The organism is Burkholderia sp. KBS0801, from assembly GCF_005937855.2.
Classification (GTDB): Bacteria; Pseudomonadota; Gammaproteobacteria; order Burkholderiales; family Burkholderiaceae; genus Burkholderia; species Burkholderia ambifaria.
This window is the reverse complement of sequence record NZ_CP042178.1, coordinates 1,589,004-1,605,116: the sequence shown is the minus strand read 5'-3', so window position 1 is coordinate 1,605,116 and position 16,113 is coordinate 1,589,004. Positions and strand designations below refer to the sequence as shown.

The 16,113-nt window shown below is 68.5% G+C and carries 14 protein-coding genes and 2 pseudogenes; 4 read left to right on the top strand and 12 right to left on the bottom strand.

Annotation, left to right across the window (positions count from 1 at the left end; translation table 11 throughout):
- Positions 1 to 58: 58 nt before the first annotated feature.
- The gene (locus FFI87_RS24065; RefSeq protein WP_012365943.1) at positions 59 to 1,159 is read right to left on the bottom strand and encodes an ABC transporter substrate-binding protein; all 1,101 of its coding nucleotides are present in this window, start codon (positions 1,157 to 1,159) and stop codon (positions 59 to 61) included.
- A gap of 125 nt (positions 1,160 to 1,284) precedes the next feature.
- Here FFI87_RS24065 and FFI87_RS24060 point away from each other — a divergent pair, with 125 nt between their 5' ends.
- Both FFI87_RS24060 and FFI87_RS24055 read left to right on the top strand, forming a co-directional pair.
- A complete protein-coding gene (locus tag FFI87_RS24060; RefSeq protein WP_012365944.1) occupies positions 1,285 to 1,959 on the top strand; it encodes a response regulator in 675 nt (224 codons plus the stop codon).
- Positions 1,956 to 3,347: a sensor histidine kinase gene (locus tag FFI87_RS24055; RefSeq protein WP_012365945.1), complete on the top strand. Its 1,392-nt coding sequence runs from the start codon at positions 1,956 to 1,958 to the stop codon at positions 3,345 to 3,347. The genes FFI87_RS24060 and FFI87_RS24055 overlap by 4 nt, the downstream gene beginning before the upstream one ends.
- Before the next feature lie 57 nt (positions 3,348 to 3,404).
- Here the strand turns inward: FFI87_RS24055 and FFI87_RS24050 are convergent, their stop codons facing one another.
- The 4 genes and pseudogenes from FFI87_RS24050 to FFI87_RS24035 form a co-directional block, all read right to left on the bottom strand.
- Positions 3,405 to 4,358 (bottom strand): quinone oxidoreductase family protein, encoded by a 954-nt coding sequence (locus FFI87_RS24050; protein WP_249177094.1) that lies wholly within the window; start codon positions 4,356 to 4,358, stop codon positions 3,405 to 3,407.
- A gap of 63 nt (positions 4,359 to 4,421) precedes the next feature.
- On the bottom strand, positions 4,422 to 4,988 hold the full coding sequence (locus FFI87_RS24045; RefSeq protein WP_138848772.1) for a TetR/AcrR family transcriptional regulator: 567 nt from the start codon (positions 4,986 to 4,988) through the stop codon (positions 4,422 to 4,424).
- Between the two features lie 115 nt (positions 4,989 to 5,103).
- Complete coding sequence (locus tag FFI87_RS24040) at positions 5,104 to 5,970, bottom strand: MOSC domain-containing protein (RefSeq protein ID WP_138848773.1); 867 nt, start codon at positions 5,968 to 5,970, stop codon at positions 5,104 to 5,106.
- A gap of 94 nt (positions 5,971 to 6,064) precedes the next feature.
- Positions 6,065 to 7,022 (bottom strand): annotated as a pseudogene (locus FFI87_RS24035) (ABC transporter substrate-binding protein).
- Positions 7,023 to 7,141: 119 nt separating this feature from the next.
- Between FFI87_RS24035 and FFI87_RS24030 the strand changes: the two are divergent.
- Positions 7,142 to 8,194 (top strand): annotated as a pseudogene (locus FFI87_RS24030) (RNA-guided endonuclease InsQ/TnpB family protein).
- Between the two features lie 54 nt (positions 8,195 to 8,248).
- Here the strand turns inward: FFI87_RS24030 and FFI87_RS24025 are convergent.
- The 7 genes from FFI87_RS24025 to FFI87_RS23995 form a co-directional block, all read right to left on the bottom strand.
- On the bottom strand, positions 8,249 to 9,430 hold the full coding sequence (locus FFI87_RS24025) for a c-type cytochrome (protein ID WP_138848774.1): 1,182 nt from the start codon (positions 9,428 to 9,430) through the stop codon (positions 8,249 to 8,251).
- 50 nt (positions 9,431 to 9,480) lie between these two features.
- Complete coding sequence (locus tag FFI87_RS24020) at positions 9,481 to 10,281, bottom strand: ABC transporter ATP-binding protein (RefSeq protein WP_138848775.1); 801 nt, start codon at positions 10,279 to 10,281, stop codon at positions 9,481 to 9,483.
- Positions 10,275 to 11,366 (bottom strand): ABC transporter permease, encoded by a 1,092-nt coding sequence (locus FFI87_RS24015; RefSeq protein WP_138848776.1) that lies wholly within the window; start codon positions 11,364 to 11,366, stop codon positions 10,275 to 10,277. Before FFI87_RS24015 ends, FFI87_RS24020 begins: the two co-directional genes overlap by 7 nt.
- A gap of 4 nt (positions 11,367 to 11,370) precedes the next feature.
- The gene (locus FFI87_RS24010) at positions 11,371 to 12,405 is read right to left on the bottom strand and encodes an ABC transporter substrate-binding protein (RefSeq protein ID WP_138848777.1); all 1,035 of its coding nucleotides are present in this window, start codon (positions 12,403 to 12,405) and stop codon (positions 11,371 to 11,373) included.
- A 35-nt stretch (positions 12,406 to 12,440) separates the two neighbouring features.
- The gene (locus tag FFI87_RS24005; protein WP_012365954.1) at positions 12,441 to 13,286 is read right to left on the bottom strand and encodes a class II aldolase/adducin family protein; all 846 of its coding nucleotides are present in this window, start codon (positions 13,284 to 13,286) and stop codon (positions 12,441 to 12,443) included.
- 20 nt (positions 13,287 to 13,306) lie between these two features.
- Positions 13,307 to 14,392: an LLM class flavin-dependent oxidoreductase gene (locus FFI87_RS24000; protein WP_138848778.1), complete on the bottom strand. Its 1,086-nt coding sequence runs from the start codon at positions 14,390 to 14,392 to the stop codon at positions 13,307 to 13,309.
- 83 nt (positions 14,393 to 14,475) lie between these two features.
- A complete protein-coding gene (locus FFI87_RS23995; protein ID WP_138848779.1) occupies positions 14,476 to 14,688 on the bottom strand; it encodes a hypothetical protein in 213 nt (70 codons plus the stop codon).
- A 53-nt stretch (positions 14,689 to 14,741) separates the two neighbouring features.
- On the opposite strand from FFI87_RS23995, the gene FFI87_RS23990 reads away from it, so the two are divergent.
- Complete coding sequence (locus FFI87_RS23990) at positions 14,742 to 16,088, top strand: acyl-CoA dehydrogenase family protein (RefSeq protein ID WP_138848780.1); 1,347 nt, start codon at positions 14,742 to 14,744, stop codon at positions 16,086 to 16,088.
- Positions 16,089 to 16,113 lie beyond the last annotated feature (25 nt).

The window sequence follows — 16,113 nt, the reverse complement described above, 5'->3', positions numbered from 1 at the left end:
TCGGTAAGGGGAAGGGGCCGCCCGCGCGCGGCGCGGCGAGCGGCCCGAGGTCAGCGGATCAGCGCTTGATCGCCTGCTGCCATTGCTTCAGGAACGCGAGCCGCTTCGACTGGTCGAGGTAGACGAGCAGGCCGGTGCCGATCGGGATCGGCTTCAGCGAATCGCCGAGTTCCTTCGTGAGGCTCGCGGCCGACGTTTCGCCGCTCACGTCCGTGCGGATCGCGTACAGGTCCACCTGGTTCGCGATCACCGTCTGGCCGCGCTTGGACAGCAGGTAGTCGACCCACAGCTTCGCGGCGTTCGGGTTCTTCGCCTTCTTCGAGATCGTGGCGAGGCGGCTCACGACCTGTGTGTAGTCCTTCGGAAACACGTAGCCGATCGACTTGTCCTTCTTCGCCTTCGAGTACGCATACGAGCCGATGATGTTGTAGCCGATCAGGTTCTCGCCCGACGAAATCCGCTCCATCATCGCGCCGGTGCTCGACTGCAGTTTCGGGCCGGTCGCGCCGATCGCCTTCACGAGTTCCCACGTGACCTTCTCGTTCACGTGCGCGTCCTGCGTCAGGTAGTTGAAGCCGACTCCCGACTTCTCGATGTCGTAGGTCGTGACCTTGCCCTTGAACTTGTCGGCTTGCGTGGTGAGCAGCTTGATCAGGTCGGCGCGCGTCTTCGGCACCTCGTTCTCGGGGATCAGGCGCTTGTTGTAGACGATCGCGAGCGGCTCGAAGGTCGTGCCGTACGCCTGCTTCTGGTATTGCGCCCATTGCGGCACGTTCGGGCTTTCAGGCGAATCGTACGACGCCATCAGGCCGTCGTTGACGAGCTTGACCTGCAGGTCCATCGCGGAGCTCCACAGCACGTCGGCGCTGGTGCTGCTGGCCGCGTTCTCGCTGATGTAGCGGTTGTACAGCTCGGTGCTGTTCATGTCGTTGTACTCGACCTTCACCCCGTACAGGCTTTCGAAGTCCTTGATCAGCGGGCGCACGAGGCCCGTGTCGGTCGTCGAGTAGACGATCAGTTTTCCTTCCTTCTTCGCGGCGTCGACGACACCCTGGTAGTTACCCGGATATCCGGCCGGAACCTGCGCGACGGCAGCGCCGGCGGCGGTGCCCAGGACGATCGCCAGCGCGGCGGCGAGCTGTTTCGGTGCAAACGGCATGTCTTCCTCCAGTTGTGCGTGTGTGTTGTTCGAGTGACGCGGATGTTAATTGCGACGCACTTTCAGCCCGCTTTCATTTCGGTTCACAATAGCGTCCTTTGTGTCATGGATTTCCCGAGGTCCCCATGCGTGTGCTGCTCGTCGAAGACAACCCGAACCTGGCCCAGTCGCTGAACGACGCGCTGAGCGCCGCGCGCTTCGCGGTCGATCACATGGCGGACGGGGAGGCGGCGGATCACGTGCTGCGCACGCAGGACTACGCGCTGGTGATCCTCGATCTCGGCCTGCCGAAGCTCGACGGGCTCGAGGTGCTGCGGCGGCTGCGCGCGCGCCGCAACCCGGTGCCCGTGCTGATCCTCACCGCGCACGGCTCGGTCGAGGACCGCGTGAAGGGGCTCGATCTCGGGGCCGACGACTATCTGGCGAAACCGTTCGAGCTGACCGAGCTGGAAGCGCGCGCCCGCGCGCTGATCCGGCGCAGCCTCGGCCACGAGCATTCGCGGGTCGAATGCGGGCCGCTTTCGTATGACAGTATCGACCGCAGCTTCCACCTCGGCGGCGAACCGCTGTCGCTCACGCCGCGCGAGCGCTCGGTGCTGGAAGTGCTGATCCTGCGCAACGGCCGCGCGATCAACAAGGAGACGCTGTCGGAGAAGATCTTCGGGCTCGACGAGTCGGTGAACGCGGATGCGATCGAGATCTACGTGTACCGGCTGCGCAAGAAGCTGGAGAACACCGGCGTGGCGATCGTCACGCTGCGCGGGCTCGGTTACTTGCTCGAAGCGAAGGCCGTGGAATGATCCGCCCGAACCTGCGCACGCAGGTCGCGCTGTGGCTGCTGCTGCCGCTGCTCGGGCTGCTCGCGCTCGACTCGTGGCTCACGTACCAGCGCGCGATGAGCGCCGCTCACGTCGCGTTCGATCGCACGCTGTCGTCGTCGCTCAAGTTGATCCGCGAAGGTGTGCGTCTGAACGAAGGCGAAATCGAGGTCGACCTGCCGTATCTCGCGCTCGAGATGTTCGAGTCGGGCGACGGCGGCAAGATCTACTACCTGATTCGCGCGGACAACGGCCACACGATCACCGGCTATCCGGACCTGCCGCTGCCGCAGGGCGACGGCGCGCTGTTCGTCACGCGCTACTACGACGTCATGTATCGCGGCGACCAGTTGCGCATGGCCGCGCTGCGCGTGCCGGTGCACGACGTGCCGACCGCGCAGACGCGCATCGTCTGGGTGATGGTCGGCGAGACGATCGAGGCGCGCCAGGCGCTCGCGCGCGAGATCCTGGTGGGCTCGCTGCTGCAGGAAGGGTTGCTCGTCGTGCTCGCGCTCGGGATCGTGTGGCTCGGCGTCGGGCGCGGGCTGCGGCCGCTGAACCGGCTGTCGGCGACGGTCGCCGCACGCAGCGACGGCGATCCGACACCACTCGACACCGGCGGCATGCCGAGCGAGCTCGCGCCGCTCGTCGAGTCGATCAACCAGTACATCGGCCGCACGCAGCGGATGCAGGTCGCGCGGCGGCGCTTCTTCGCCGATGCGGCCCATCAGCTGAAGACGCCGCTCGCGGCCGTGCAGGCGGGCGTCGAGCTGGCGCTGCGGCCGGCCGAGCAGCCGCGCGTGAACGTGCATCTGCGACGCGTGAACGGCGCGGTGCGGCAGGCCGCGAAAATCGTCCAGCAACTGCTGTCGCTGTCGCGGCTCGATTCGGACAGCGGCCAGGCGGTCGCGTACCAGCCGGTCGCGCTGCACCGGCTCGCGCGCAGCGTGACGCTCGACTGGTCGCCCGTCGCGCGCTCGCGCGACATCGACCTCGGTTTCGAGCACGAGGCCGATGTCGACGTGCTCGGCCAGCCGGACCTGCTCGGCGAAATGATCGGCAACCTGATCGACAACGCGATCCGCTACTCGGGCGACCGCGCGGTGATCACGGTGCGCGTGTCGCGCGACGGCGAGCATGCGCGGCTCGACGTGATCGACAACGGGCCGGGCATTCCGGCCAGCGAGCGCGACGCGGTGTTCGAACGCTTCCATCGCGGCAGCAAGACGCAGACGGTCGAAGGCACGGGGCTCGGGTTGTCGATCGTGCGGGAGATCGCGCGCGTGCATCAGGGCAGCGTGACGCTGGCCGATGCGCACGGCGGCGGGTTGGTGGTCACGGTGCGGCTGCCGGCGGCGAGCCGTCGCTAGGGACGGTTTCAAGCCGCGTGTGGGACGGCGCGGCCTGCCGACCGGGCGCCCCGGCACTCACGGCTTCAGCAGCAGCTTGCCGATGGACTTGCGGCTTTCCATGTCGGCATGCGCTTGTGCCGCGTCCGCCAGCGGGTATTCGCCGCCGATCCGGATCTTGAGCCGGCCTTCCGCGATCCAGTCGAACAGCTGCGCCGAATGCGCGCGAAGCAGTTCGGGCGTGTCGATATGATCGAAGAAGGTCGCATAGCCGATCTTGACGCTCCTCGGCAGGCTCATGAGGTCGATCGGCCCCGGCCCGCCGAGCACCGGACCGTACCAGCAGAAGGTTCCCGAGCGGCGCAGCACGTCGAGCGATCCCTGAAAGGTCTTCGGCCCGGAGCCGTCGTAGACGACGTGCACGCCTTCGCCCTTGGTCAGGCGCAGTGCCTTCGCGGCGAACCGGCCCCCGGTATCGACGATCACATGATCCGCGCCCGCTTCCGTGGCCGCGGCGACCTTGTCTTCGGACGAAACGCGACCGATTACCCGGCCGCCTCGCAGCTTGATGATCTGCGTCAACAGCAGGCCCAGGCCGCCGGCAGCCGCGTGGACGAAAGCGACGTCGCCCGGCTGCACGGGATAGAAGTCGGTCGCGAAATGGCTGGCGGTGAGACCCTGCATCATCACGGCGGCGGCCGTGCGATCGTCGATCGTGTCCGGAACCGGCACCAGCGACGTGGCGGGGATCGCGATCTGCTCCGCATAGCTGCCGGGCGCGTAGACCCACGCGACGCGCTGGCCGGGTTCGATGCCCTCGACGTCGTCGCCGACCGCCAGGACCCGACCCGCGCCTTCGACGCCAAGAATCTTCGGGTTGGGCCATCCGGTCCACGCCATGCCCTGTCGCACGCCGATGTCCATGAAGTTGACGCCCGCGAACGCGATCTCGACCAGCGCCTCGCCCGTACGCGCCACCGGGGCGGGCCGCTCGACCTGCTCCAGCATGTCGCGGCCGCCGGTGCCGTTCATCACAATGGCTTTCATGATTTACCTCGTTATTGAATGATCGTTCATTAATTTGCCAAAAAAAATCTACCGCAGCGCCCGCAGCGTCATGTCGGCCAACGCGGTCAGGCTCGCGTGGTCGGCGCCGCCGCGACCAGCGACGCGTATGCCGGTGATGTTCGCGATCAGGAACTGGGCGGCCGCTTCGGGGACGAGGCCGGCGGCCACGTCGCCTTCGCGCTGCGCATCGCGGACCCGGGCTGCGATCGCGGCGATCAAGCTGTGGGCCAGCACCGCATGGATCTCCGCGAGCTCGGGGCGGGACGCGCCGAATTCGTAGACCGAAATCGTGCCAAGACAGGGCTGGGCGGCCGTCTCGACCACGCGGCGAAGCAGCGCGTCGATCCCGTCGATCGCGCGTGCGCCGCTGCGCAGCGCGTCGAAGTGCGCAGCGCATTCGCCCATCCCGTAGCGGCGCACGGCCGACAGATAAAGCTGCCATTTGTCGCCGAACGCCGCGTAGAGGCTCTGTCGTCCGATGCCCATCGCGCTGACGAGCATCTGGGCCGAGCTGCCCTCGAACCCATGCTCGCTGAAAACGGCGATCGCGCCGTCAAGCGCTGCGTCCGTGTCGAATTCCCTTGGTCTTGCCATGAGCGGACTATATCAGATCAGGAACGATCGTTCAATAATATTGTTGATGGGGAGCCAAAGGCTTGATCTGCCGGAGCGTGTGCACGCATGTCCGGCAGTCGTCATGGCGGGTCGCTCAGTCGCCGAACCCGATTTCCGCTTCGACCGATTGCCCGACCTCGAGCCACGCGCCCGCGCCTTCGACGACGATCGCGTTGATGCCGAATGTCAGCGCGTTGTCGTAGTTCGGGTTCGCGCGATAGGTCTGCATCGTGTCGGTCGGCTCGTGCGGCCAGTCGGGGTTCGGCGCCCCGGTCACCTGGTCGATCGTCGGCACCGGGCAGCGCGTGCACAGTTTCACGAGCCGCAGCCGCACGGGCGTCTCGCCGTCGGCGTCGAGATGCTCGAGGAAATCTTCTTCATACGCGTCGAGATCCGACACGACGATGTTGGGGCGGAAGCGGTTCATCGGGATCGCGGGCACGCCTTTCGCGACGAGCTTCGCATTCAGGTCGTCGAGCGACGACTGGCCGATCACGAGCAGCGGATAGCCGTCGGCGAACTGCGTGTGCGTATCGATGTCGCCGGTCCATTTGCGGTTGCAGCCGCGGCGTGCATCCGCGCCGAAGCGCGCGAGCTTCAACGGCACGCCGAGGAATTCGGTGAGCCACGCGGCCGTTTCATCGCCCGTGTCGATCGCGTCGACGGTGTCGCGCCAGACGGTCGCGGCCATCTTCGGCGTGGCGGGCGTCGCTTCGCCGTCGAGCGGCGTGCGGATCTCCGGCATGCCCGGCGCGTTCAGCACGAGCGCATCGTTGTCGAGCGCGGTGCGGATCAGCGCGAGGCGCGGGTGCGTGCGCTGCGTGATCATCATCCCGTCGGGGGTGGTGATCAGCCAGTGGCGATCGTAGGCGAGGCCCGTTTCGAGCAGTTGCGCGCGCGGCAGCGCGATGCCGGCGCAGGACTTGATCGGGTAGACGAAGAGTTCGGAGATGGCTGGCATGACGCTGGCTGGCGAAGGCGGGATGATCGAACCGCGATTGTGCCAGATCGTGCGAAAACCGTTCGGGCGGTTGTGTACGCCGCCGCGCTGCCGGTTACGCGAGCGCAAAGCCGAGGTCGAAGGTCGTGCGCACGTCGAGCGGCTGGCGCAGCAGCCCGGCCTTCAGGTAGAAGTCGGCCGTGCGCTGCTGGGCGGCGATCACCGTCGCGTCGATCGGCTGCCAGTGCGTGTTGCGGCGCTCGAACTGCAGCTTCGCGGCCGCCGGCGGGATGCCGATGATGCGCGCGAGCGCCGCGGAATACGCGTCGACGTGCCGGTACGACCAGATCTGCGCGCGCACGACACGTTGCAGGAAGTCGCGCAGCACGTCGCGCTTCGACGCGATCGCAGCCTCGGTCGCGGCGACGTAGCTGAGGCCCGACCACAGGCCCCTGCCGTCGACGAGCACGCGCGCGCGGCCGCTCGTTTCGGCGAGCGCCGTATAGGGTTCCCAGGTCGCCCACGCATCGATCGATCCGGTTGCGAGCGCAAGCATCGTGTCGGCGGGCGGCAGGAAGCGGAACGATACGGCGTCCGGCGGCAAGCCGGCCGCGTCGAGCGCCTTCAGCGTGACGAAATGGCCGATCGAGCCGCGCGTGGTGCCGATGCGCTTGCCTTTCAGGTCGGCGGCGGCTTTCAGCGTGGCGTCGGGCCGCACGAGCACCGCGGTGCCGTACGGGTCGGAGCGGTTCGCGGGCGATCACCTTGATGCGGGCGCCCGACGCAAGCGCGAAGATCACCGGCGCGTCGCCGATCGGCCCGCAGTCGACGGCTCCCGCGTTCAGCGCTTCGGCCAGCGGTGCGGCGGCCGGGAATTCGGTCCACGCGATGTCGTACGCGAGGCCGTTCAGTTCGCCGGCCGCTTCGAGCAGCGCGCGCAGCCCGCCTTTCTGGTCGCCGGCCCGCAGCAGCGGCCGCGCGCCCGATTGCGCATGGAGCGCGGCCGGCGCGACGGTGAGGGTGGTGGCGAGAGCGCTTGCTTGCGCGAGAAAGTGACGTCGGGTCGGGTTCATCAGAATTTGCTCCGAGAAACCCCGCCATTTCCCCCAAGGGGACTTCCTTCGGGGCGGATGGCGGGAAGGAAAGGATTGCTGTTGACAGGCAGCTTCTTCCACGGGTTAGGATCACCGGCATGATCCTTGTCTACCGCTACCGCGTGAAGTCGCTCAACGGACTGCTCAACAAGCAGAGCCGTGCGGTGAACTACGTCTGGAACTTCTGCAATGACACGTAGAAGCACGCGCTCAAGTGGAGCAAGAAGTGGCCGACGGGATTCGATCTGAACGTGCTGACGACGGGGAGCAGCAAGGCGCTCGGCATCCACTCCGGCACGATCAACGCGACGTGCGAGCAATATGCGAAGTCGCGCAGCCAGCACCGACGTCCCTACCTGCGCTATCGCGGCAGGAAATCGCTGGGCTGGGTGCCGCTGAAGGGGCGTGACCTGAAGCGCGAGGGTGACGCGTTCCGTTTCGCCGGCAACACCTTCCGCGTGTTCAACAGCCGACCGCTTCCCGAAGGCAAGATCAAGGACGGGACCAATTTTGCACAGGATGCGCGCGGCAACTGGTTTCTCAACATCGCGATTGAGATGCCGGATGTTCAGGCCCGCCCGGTCCGTTCCGGTGTTGGCATCGATCTCGGCCTGAAAGACTTCGCCACACTTTCGACCGGCGAGAAGCTGCCCAATGATCGGTTCGGTCGATGCGCGGCCGAGAAGCTTGCGAAAGCTCAACGGGCGCGAAAGCACAAGCGGCATATCGCGAAGTTGCACGCCAAGGTCGCGAATGCCCGTGCCGATTTCCAGCATAAGCTCGCGCTCGATCTGGTACGGCGTTTCGATTACATCGCGGTTGGCAATGTATCTGCCGTCAAACTTGCCAGAACCAGGATGGCGAAGAGCGTCTACGACGCGTCCTGGTCGTCCTTCCGAAACAAGCTCCGTTACAAGGCGATCGCGCACGGGGCCACGTTCGAGGAAGTGGACGAAAGCGGTTCTACCCAGTCCTGTTCGTCGTGCGGATCGAAAGACAGCACGACGCGGCCGAAAGGTATCGCGGGACTGCGAATAAGAGAGTGGGCCTGCAGTGGATGTGGTGTCGTGCATGATCGAGATACCAACGCTGCGCTGAACATTCTCCGATGCGGACGTGCATCGCCAGGTGTGGGAATCACCTGCCTTTAGGCGGGTGAGGACGTCAACGTGAAGTTCTGTCGAGCGGGGAAACGGTTCAGGGATTCAGTGCGGGAGCCCTGCTTGCACGTCGCGCACGGGTTCGGCATCGACGCGCAACAGCAGTGCGGTCAACGGATCGACGTTCGCGGCGGCTGCCGGCGCGCGTGCGGGGCCATCCGAGCGGCACAGCAGGTCGGATGCCGACCAGCCGGTGCTGCCCGGCAATGCGCGCGCACGCAGCCAGCCGCGCCGGTCGGCGAGCAGTTGCGTGCCGCCGAACGCGTCGGGCGGCACGCCCGCGATCGTCGCGAACGCCTGCCACGCATCGGGCGTCGATGCGACACAGTTCGCGCGCATGCCGGTGGCCGGTGGTGCGGGCGTGCCGGCGGCGGTGACGAGCAGCGTCTGCCAGCGCGGGTCTTCCTGCGGCGGCATGCCGGCCGGCGCGAGCGCGACGACGCGCACGCGCTGACCTTCGCGCCAGCGCGCGAGCGGTTGCGGCGCGGCGCCGCCGCAGCGAACGTCGAGCGCCGGCAGCGGGACGGGCACGGGCCACGCACCTTCCGCCTGCGCGCCGCTGCCGGCCGACAGCGCTTTCAGGTAATCGAGCACGGCCCACGTGTCGGCCGGGCCGAGCGTCGCGGCAAAGCCCGGCATCGACACCGCGCCGCGTGCGTCGTGCGTACCGTGCCGCACGCGCCAGTACAGTTCGCCGTCGAGCCGGCGCGCGAGCAGCGCGCCCGCGAAGGTCGGCGGCCAGTGCGCGAGCGTCGCCGCGAGCGGCCCTTCGCCGCGGCCGTCCGCGCCGTGGCAGGCCGCGCAATGCTGCGTGTACAGGTGCTGGCCGCGCATCACGTTCGCGACGGATAACGGCGCGGGATTGCGCTGGAAACTGGTGGGCACCGCCGGCGCGAGCCACAGCGATGCCGGCGGCCACGGTGCGAACCATGCAACGGCCAGCGCGGCGAATGCCGATGCCGCACGCCATTTGCGCAACGCGATCGCGACACAGCCCAGCGCCACGGCGAGCGCGGTCGCCGCACCCGCGAACGCGAGCTGGCGCGTGAGCGCCGCGTCGATGCGCAGTGTTTCGAGCGCGATCCGCTGCGCCCAAGGCCACGCTGCCTGTCCGTCGGCATCGCCGGTCAGGCCGGCCGCATGCAGCACGCGCACGAACGCGACCTGCGCGCGATACAGCAGCTGCAGGAACAGCAGCGCCCAGTCGGAAAACGGCGGCGCATTCATCGGCGCGCCCTTTGCCGCGCACCGTCAGTCCTGCGAACGGCACCGCGCATCTACCAGCTCGCATCGAGGCCGAGATGCCGCAGCGCTTCATGACGCAGCTCGGCGAGACGCGGGTCGCCGCGATGGCGCGGATAGGGCAGGTCGACGCGCAGTTCCGCGACGATGCGTGCGGGACGCGGCCCGAACACGATCACGCGCTGCGCGAGAAACAGCGCTTCCTCGACATCGTGCGTGACGAGCAGCGCGGAGAACCCGTCGCGTTGCCACAGCGCGGTCAGCTCTGCCTGCATCGTCAGGCGCGTCAGCGAGTCGAGCTTGCCGAGCGGCTCGTCGAGGATCAGGAGGCGCGGATCGTTGACGAGCGCGCGGGCGAGCGCGACGCGCTGCGCCATTCCTCCCGACAGCTGATGCGGAAACACGTTCGAGAATTCCTGCAGCCCGACGCGCGCGAGCGCATCGTCGACGCGATGCTGCGCGGTGCGCGCCACGCCGCGTGCTTCGAGACCGAGCACGACGTTCGCGCGCACCCGCCGCCACGGGTAGAGCGTCGGATCCTGGAACACGACGATGCGCGACGGATCGGGCCGTTCGATCGGCGCGCCGTCCTGCGCGATCGTGCCTTGCCGCGCGGCGTCCAGGCCCGCGACGAGCCGCAGCAGCGTCGATTTCCCGCAGCCGCTCGGGCCGAGCAGCGCGACGAATTCACCGGCCGCGACCGACAGCGTGACGTCGTCGAGCACCGGCAGCGGGCCGCCGGGGCCGTCGAATGCATGGCTCACGCGGCGGATGTCGATGCGCGCGCCGCGAGGCGCCGAGACAACGGAGGGTTCGAGAACGGCGGCGCTTACCATTTGACGGTTCCTTTCTGCCACGCGAGCACACGGTCGCGCACCGCGAACAGCAGCGCGATCAGCCCGGAAAACAGCAGCGCCATCACGATCAGCGCCGCATACATGTTCACGTACGATGCCCAGCCCTGCGCCCAGCTCAGGTACCAGCCGAGCCCCGACTTGACGCCCATCATCTCGGCGACGACGAGCACCGTGAACGACGCGCTCAGCCCCATGAAGATGCCGACGAACACGTGCGGCAGCGCGGCCGGAATCGCGACGCGCAACACCAGGAAGCGCGCGTTCGCGCCAAGCGTGCGCGCGACGTCGTAGTACTGCCGGTTCACGCTCGCGACGCCGGACCACGTCAGCACCGCGACCGGGAAGCCGGTCGACAGCGCGATCAGGAACGCGGCGGCCGAATAGCTCGTCGGAAAGAAGTAGAACGTGAGCGGCAGCAGCGCGGTGGCCGGCACCGGGCCGAGCACGCGCAGCACCGGATGCACCCAGTAGCCGATGCGGCGCGACCAGCCGATCGACACGCCCACCGCGAACCCGACCGCGACGCCGTAGGCAAACCCGAGCGCGAGCAGCTTCAGCGTATTGCCGGCGCTGCCGGCGAGGCGCGGCCAGTCGTCGACGTAGACCTCGATCAGCGCTTGCGGCGGCGCGAAGAACGGCGTGGGCAGCCAGCCGGTCTTCGCGGTGACGATTTCCCACGCGGCGAGCACGAGCGGCAGCGCGACGAGCCACGGCCCGGCCGGGCGCACGCGGGCGAGCCGTGCGCGCGTGGCCGGCACGCGATGGCCGAGCGTCGCCGCGATCAGCAGCAGCGCGGCGATCGTCCACGCGGCGGTGCCGAACGTGTCGGTGTACGCCCAGTCGGTGAAGCCGACGACGCGGTTCGGCCACAGCTGCGTGATCGCGCCGAGCACGGCCCATGCGACCGCCGCGACGACGCCGGCCGGCCAGATGCGCGCACGGCGGGCTTCGGCCGCGAGCGTCGCGTCGCAGGCCGTGCACGCGACACGGGACGTAGCGGCAGCCGTGGCGGCGGCGGGGGCCGACGCGGTGCGGGCAGGGGACGTGTGTTCGATCGTCGACATCGCGTCACCCCAGCACGTTCGCATAGACCTGCTGCGCGAAGCGCTGCGGGTCGGTGCTCTTCTTCAGCACGTTGATGCGGCGGAAATCGTCCGCATAGAACGCGATTTCCTGCTGCAAATCGACGTTGGTCGGGTGGTGCGTGTAGGTCAGCGTCGCGTACAGCTTGCGCAGGTCGTCGGGATTGATCTTCGGCGAATACTTCGCGAACGCCTTCGCGGCTTCGTTCGGGTTGTCGTGCGTGTACTCGGTGGCCTGCACGATCGAGCGCGCGAGCGCGGCGGCCGCCGGCCGGTCGTTGCGTACGAGATCGCCGCGCGCGCCGATCACGCAGCACACCTTGCGCGCGTATTCGCCGGACAGGTTCGTTGCGAGTTCCGCATACGCGCCGTTGCTGCGTTTCTCGAGCAGGTAGAGATTTGGGTCGCCGTCGGCGATCGCCTGGATCTCGCCCTTGTCGACCGCGACGCCGAGCAGGTCGGCCGGATACTGCCGCCACGTGATGTCGCGCTCGGGATCGATACCGTTCTTCGCGAGCAGGATCGAGAAGAAGTGCTTGCCGGGCGCGGCGAGATCGCTGACGCCGACCGTCTTGCCCTTCAGCGCCTGCAGTGTCGTGACGCCGGCTGTCTTCGCGCCGAGCAGCCGCACGCAGCCGCCGTGCGAGCTGCCGATGATCTTCACGTCGAAGCCCGCTTCGAGCGGCTTCAGCCAGCGGTGGATCATCCCGACCGCCGCGTCGGCCTTGCCGGTCGCGATCGATTCGAGCAGCTGGTCGGTCGACCCGCTGTAGTTGATCAGCTCGACCTTCAGCCCGTTCTTCTCGAAGAAGCCGTGCTCCTGCGCGACGACGATCGGCGTCAGGCAGAACGCGTTCTGGTTCCACGCGAACGTGAGCTTCTTCAGCGGCGGCGCGGACCAGGCCTTGCGGCCCAGCGTGATCGCCGGTGCGGCGAGCGCGGCGGCGCCGGCCGCGCGCAGCAGCCGGCGGCGCTTGTCGTCGTGAGCGCCGGTCGGCGCGGGTGCGGTGGTATCGGTCATGGTGTGGTTTTGGGTTCCGGTCGTGCGGCAGGCGCTCAGTCGAGCAGGTCGGGTTCGTCGGCGACGACGCGCGCGAACAGGCTGTCGAACGCATGCAATGCGCCGTCGGGGCCGCCGATCTGGCCGTGCGTGTGCCGCGCGGTCGCGTGATCGATCGGTTGCGGCGTGCCGGCCGCTTCGGCCAGCAACTGCGTGTGCGCGGCATTGTCGAGCGCGATGTACCACCACGCGGCGGCCTCGACCGTCGGGCCAGCCGTCAGGATTCCGTGGTTCTTCAGGATCACGCCCTTGTGCGTGCCGCGGTCGGGTTTCGCGAGCGCGGCCGCGATCCGCGCGCCTTCGCTCGTGTCGACGACCATGCCCGTGAAGTCGTCGAACAGCGCGTGATCCTCGTAGAACACGCACGCGTCCTGCGTCAGCGGGTCGAGTGGGCGGCCGAGCGTCGACCACGCCTTGCCGTAGGTCGAATGCGTATGCGCGGCCGCGACGAGGTGCGGATGCGCGTCGTGAATCGCCGCATGGATCGCGAACGCGGCCTTGTTCAGTGGCCGGTTGCCGATCGCGGTTTCGCCGCGCGCGTTGACGAGCAGCAGGTCCGACACCTTGATCTGCGAGAAATGCACGCCGAGCGGATTCACCCAGAAGTGGTCGGGCAATTCCGGATCGCGCGCGGTGATGTGGCCAGCGAGGCCCGACGCGAAGCCGAAGCGCGCGAATAGCCGGAACGCGGCCGCGAGCCGCTCCTGCCGGTGGCGGCGCTCGGCGGCGACGTCGACGCGCGGCGCGGGCGGATCGAACCAGAAATGCTGGCGCGGGGTGTCGGCGAGAACGAGGCCCGACGCGGTGCGCGCGGGCGACGAAGAAGAGAGTACGGCGGACATGGCAAGCGGCTCCGTTTGCGTCAGGCGGCGCGGCGCGCCGCGTCGCGGGCCGCGACAGCGCTGCGCACGCGCGGAATCAGTTCGCGGCCGTAGTCGACCGCGTCGTCGAGCGGGTCGAAGCCGCGGATCAGGAACGTCGTCACGCCGAGGTCGTAGTAGTCGAGCAGCGCGTCGGCGACCTGTTCGGGCGTGCCGACCAGCGCGGTCGAATTCGAGCGCGCGCCGGTGAGCTTCGCGATCTCGGTCCACAGCCGCTTGTCGACCCGCGAGCCGCGTTCGGCCGCGGCGAGCAGGCGCCGCGCGCCTTCGCTCTGTTGCGGGCCGCCGGTGCCGAGGCCGGCCGCTTCGCGTAGCCGGCGCGTCTCGTCGAGGATCCGGTGCGCGCGCGCCCACGCGTCGTCTTCGGTCGCCGCGAGGATCGGCCGAAACGATACGGAGAAGCGCACCTGCCGGCCGTGCTTCGCGGCTTCGGCGCGCACGCGGGTCGTCAAGTCGCGCACCTGGTCGAGCGATTCGCCCCACAGCGCATAGACGTCCGCGTGCTTGCCGGCGACTTCGAGCGCCGCCTCCGATGCGCCGCCGAAGTAGATCGGCACGTGCGGCCGCTGGAACGGCTTCACTTCCGAAAAGCCCTGCGTGAAGCGGTAGTGCGCGCCGTCGTGATCGAACGGCTGCGTTTCGGTCCAGATGCGTCGCAGGATGCCGAGATATTCGTCGGTGCGCGCATAGCGCGCGTCGTGATCGAGGAAATCGCCGTCGCGCTGCTGTTCGCTGTCGGAGCCGCCGGAGATGAAGTGCACGGCGAGCCGGCCGCGGCTGAACTGGTCGAGCGTCGCGATCTGCCGCGCGGCGAGCGTCGGCGCGGTGAAGCCCGGACGATGCGCGAGCATGAAATGGATGCGCTCGGTCGCCGCGGCGGCGAACGCGATCGTCAGTGTCGCCGACGAGCCGGTCGAGTGATGCGGGACGAGGATCCGGTCGAAGCCGGCCGTTTCGTGTGCCCGTGCGAAGTCGCGCACGTAGTCGGGGTCGACGACGGGGCCGGCGGGCGGATGGATTTCCGACTGCTTCTGGCTCTGGATCATGCCGATGAATTCGACGCTCATCTGGGTCTCCGATGCAAGGACGGCCCGGCGCGGCCAGCGACGGCCGGCCGCGGCGGGGAATGGAGCGCAGATTACCGCCGGGATCATGCGGAACGGAAATAATCAATCCGGATTTGAATATCAGATTTGCATGGTTTGGGCGCGTGTGCGCTGCGCATACGCTGTGGGCTCGCGATCGAATCGAAAGGGCGCCGGCCGCGTGTCGTGCGGGGCTTCGGTTGCCGCCCGATCGGCGCCGATTGCAGCGCCAGCTTCGCGAGCCGCCGCGCCGCGTGCCGATCGATCTTCGTCGTCACCGCCGTTACGTTATTGGCTACCCGCTATCCAGTCACCGAGGGAATCCGTACCGATGTCCGCCAGCCTTGCCGCTTCCTCGCCGCCATCGCCACTACTGCCACAGTCGCCACAGTCGCCACAGTCGTCGCTGCGCCACCTGCCTGCCGACGATGTACGCGTCGCCGCGCTGCTCGAGCGTCTCGCGCCCGAACTCGCGGCCGACGCCGCCCGCAACGATGTCGACGGCCGCTTCCCGCAGGAGAACTTCGCGCGGCTGCATCGCGCCGGGCTGATCGCGCAGGTCGTGCCGCGCGAGCATGGCGGCGCGGGCGCGACGCTCGAGCAGGCGAGCCGCATCGTGGCCGCGGTCGCGCGCGCCGATCCCGCGACCGCGCTGGTGCTGACGATGACGTATCTGCAGCATCGCGCGCTCGGCCGCTCGGAAAACCGCTGGCCCGCGCGGCTGAGGCGTGCGGTGTTCGACAGTGCGGTCGACGAAGGCGCGCTGATCAATGCGCTGCGGGTCGAGCCGGCGCTCGGGTCGCCGTCGCGCGGCGGCCTGCCTGAAACGGTTGCGCGTCGCGACGGCGACAGCTGGCGGCTGTCCGGCCACAAGCTGTACTGCACCGGCATTCCGGCGCTGCGCTGGCTGGCCGTATGGGCGCGCACCGACGAGCCCGAGCCGCGCGTCGGCGTGTTCCTCGTACCGCGCGAGCGCCACGCCGGGGACGATCCGCGCATCCGCGTGATCGAAAGCTGGAATCACCTGGGCCTGCGCGCATCGGGCAGCCACGAGGTCGTGTTCGACGACGTGCGGCTGCCCGCCGATCATGCGGTGGACGTGCGTGCGCCCGATGCGTGGGCCGTGTCGGCCGCGAGCCATGCGGACGTCGACGCGCAGGCCGATCAGCAGGCCTGGATGGTCGCGCTGCTCGGCAGTCTCTACGATGCGGTGGCGCGTGCGTCGCGCGACTGGCTGCTCGAGTTCGCGACGACGCGCGCGCCGAGCGGACTTGGTGCGCCGCTCGCGACGCTGCCGCGCGTGCAGGAGGCCGTCGGCGAGATCGAAGGGTGGCTGCATACGAACCGCGTGCTGCTCGATGCGCACATCGCACGCACCGATGCCGGCGATGCACCGCCGGTGACGACCAGCGGCCTCGTCAAGCGAACCGTGACGGAACAGGCGATCCGTACCGTCGAGCATGCGTTGAAGCTGTCGGGCAATCACGGGCTGAGCCGCAGCAATCCGCTCGAACGCCACTATCGCGACGTGCTGTGCAGCCGCGTGCATACGCCGCAGGACGACGCGATCGCGGTCGCCGCCGGACGCACGGCGCTCGAGGCGGCGGCGCGAAGCGCGACGCCGGACGCGGGCGGGACGTCACGCAACGCGCCGGCATCCGCTCGACACGATGCGTGAGCGCGGTGGCGTGGCGGTCAGCGCA

Coding starts and splice junctions, on each gene's coding strand:
- FFI87_RS24020 (WP_138848775.1), bottom strand. CDS start 10,281: ATGGTAAGCGCCGCCGTTCTCGAACCCTCCGTTGTCTCGGCGCCTCGC.
- FFI87_RS24050 (WP_249177094.1), bottom strand. CDS start 4,358: ATGAACGGCACCGGCGGCCGCGACATGCTGGAGCAGGTCGAGCGGCCC.
- FFI87_RS24015 (WP_138848776.1), bottom strand. CDS start 11,366: ATGTCGACGATCGAACACACGTCCCCTGCCCGCACCGCGTCGGCCCCC.
- FFI87_RS24040 (WP_138848773.1), bottom strand. CDS start 5,970: ATGCCAGCCATCTCCGAACTCTTCGTCTACCCGATCAAGTCCTGCGCC.
- FFI87_RS24025 (WP_138848774.1), bottom strand. CDS start 9,430: ATGAATGCGCCGCCGTTTTCCGACTGGGCGCTGCTGTTCCTGCAGCTG.
- FFI87_RS24005 (WP_012365954.1), bottom strand. CDS start 13,286: ATGTCCGCCGTACTCTCTTCTTCGTCGCCCGCGCGCACCGCGTCGGGC.
- FFI87_RS24045 (WP_138848772.1), bottom strand. CDS start 4,988: ATGGCAAGACCAAGGGAATTCGACACGGACGCAGCGCTTGACGGCGCG.
- FFI87_RS24060 (WP_012365944.1), top strand. CDS start 1,285: ATGCGTGTGCTGCTCGTCGAAGACAACCCGAACCTGGCCCAGTCGCTG.
- FFI87_RS23990 (WP_138848780.1), top strand. CDS start 14,742: ATGTCCGCCAGCCTTGCCGCTTCCTCGCCGCCATCGCCACTACTGCCA.
- FFI87_RS24000 (WP_138848778.1), bottom strand. CDS start 14,392: ATGAGCGTCGAATTCATCGGCATGATCCAGAGCCAGAAGCAGTCGGAA.
- FFI87_RS24010 (WP_138848777.1), bottom strand. CDS start 12,405: ATGACCGATACCACCGCACCCGCGCCGACCGGCGCTCACGACGACAAG.
- FFI87_RS24065 (WP_012365943.1), bottom strand. CDS start 1,159: ATGCCGTTTGCACCGAAACAGCTCGCCGCCGCGCTGGCGATCGTCCTG.
- FFI87_RS24055 (WP_012365945.1), top strand. CDS start 1,956: ATGATCCGCCCGAACCTGCGCACGCAGGTCGCGCTGTGGCTGCTGCTG.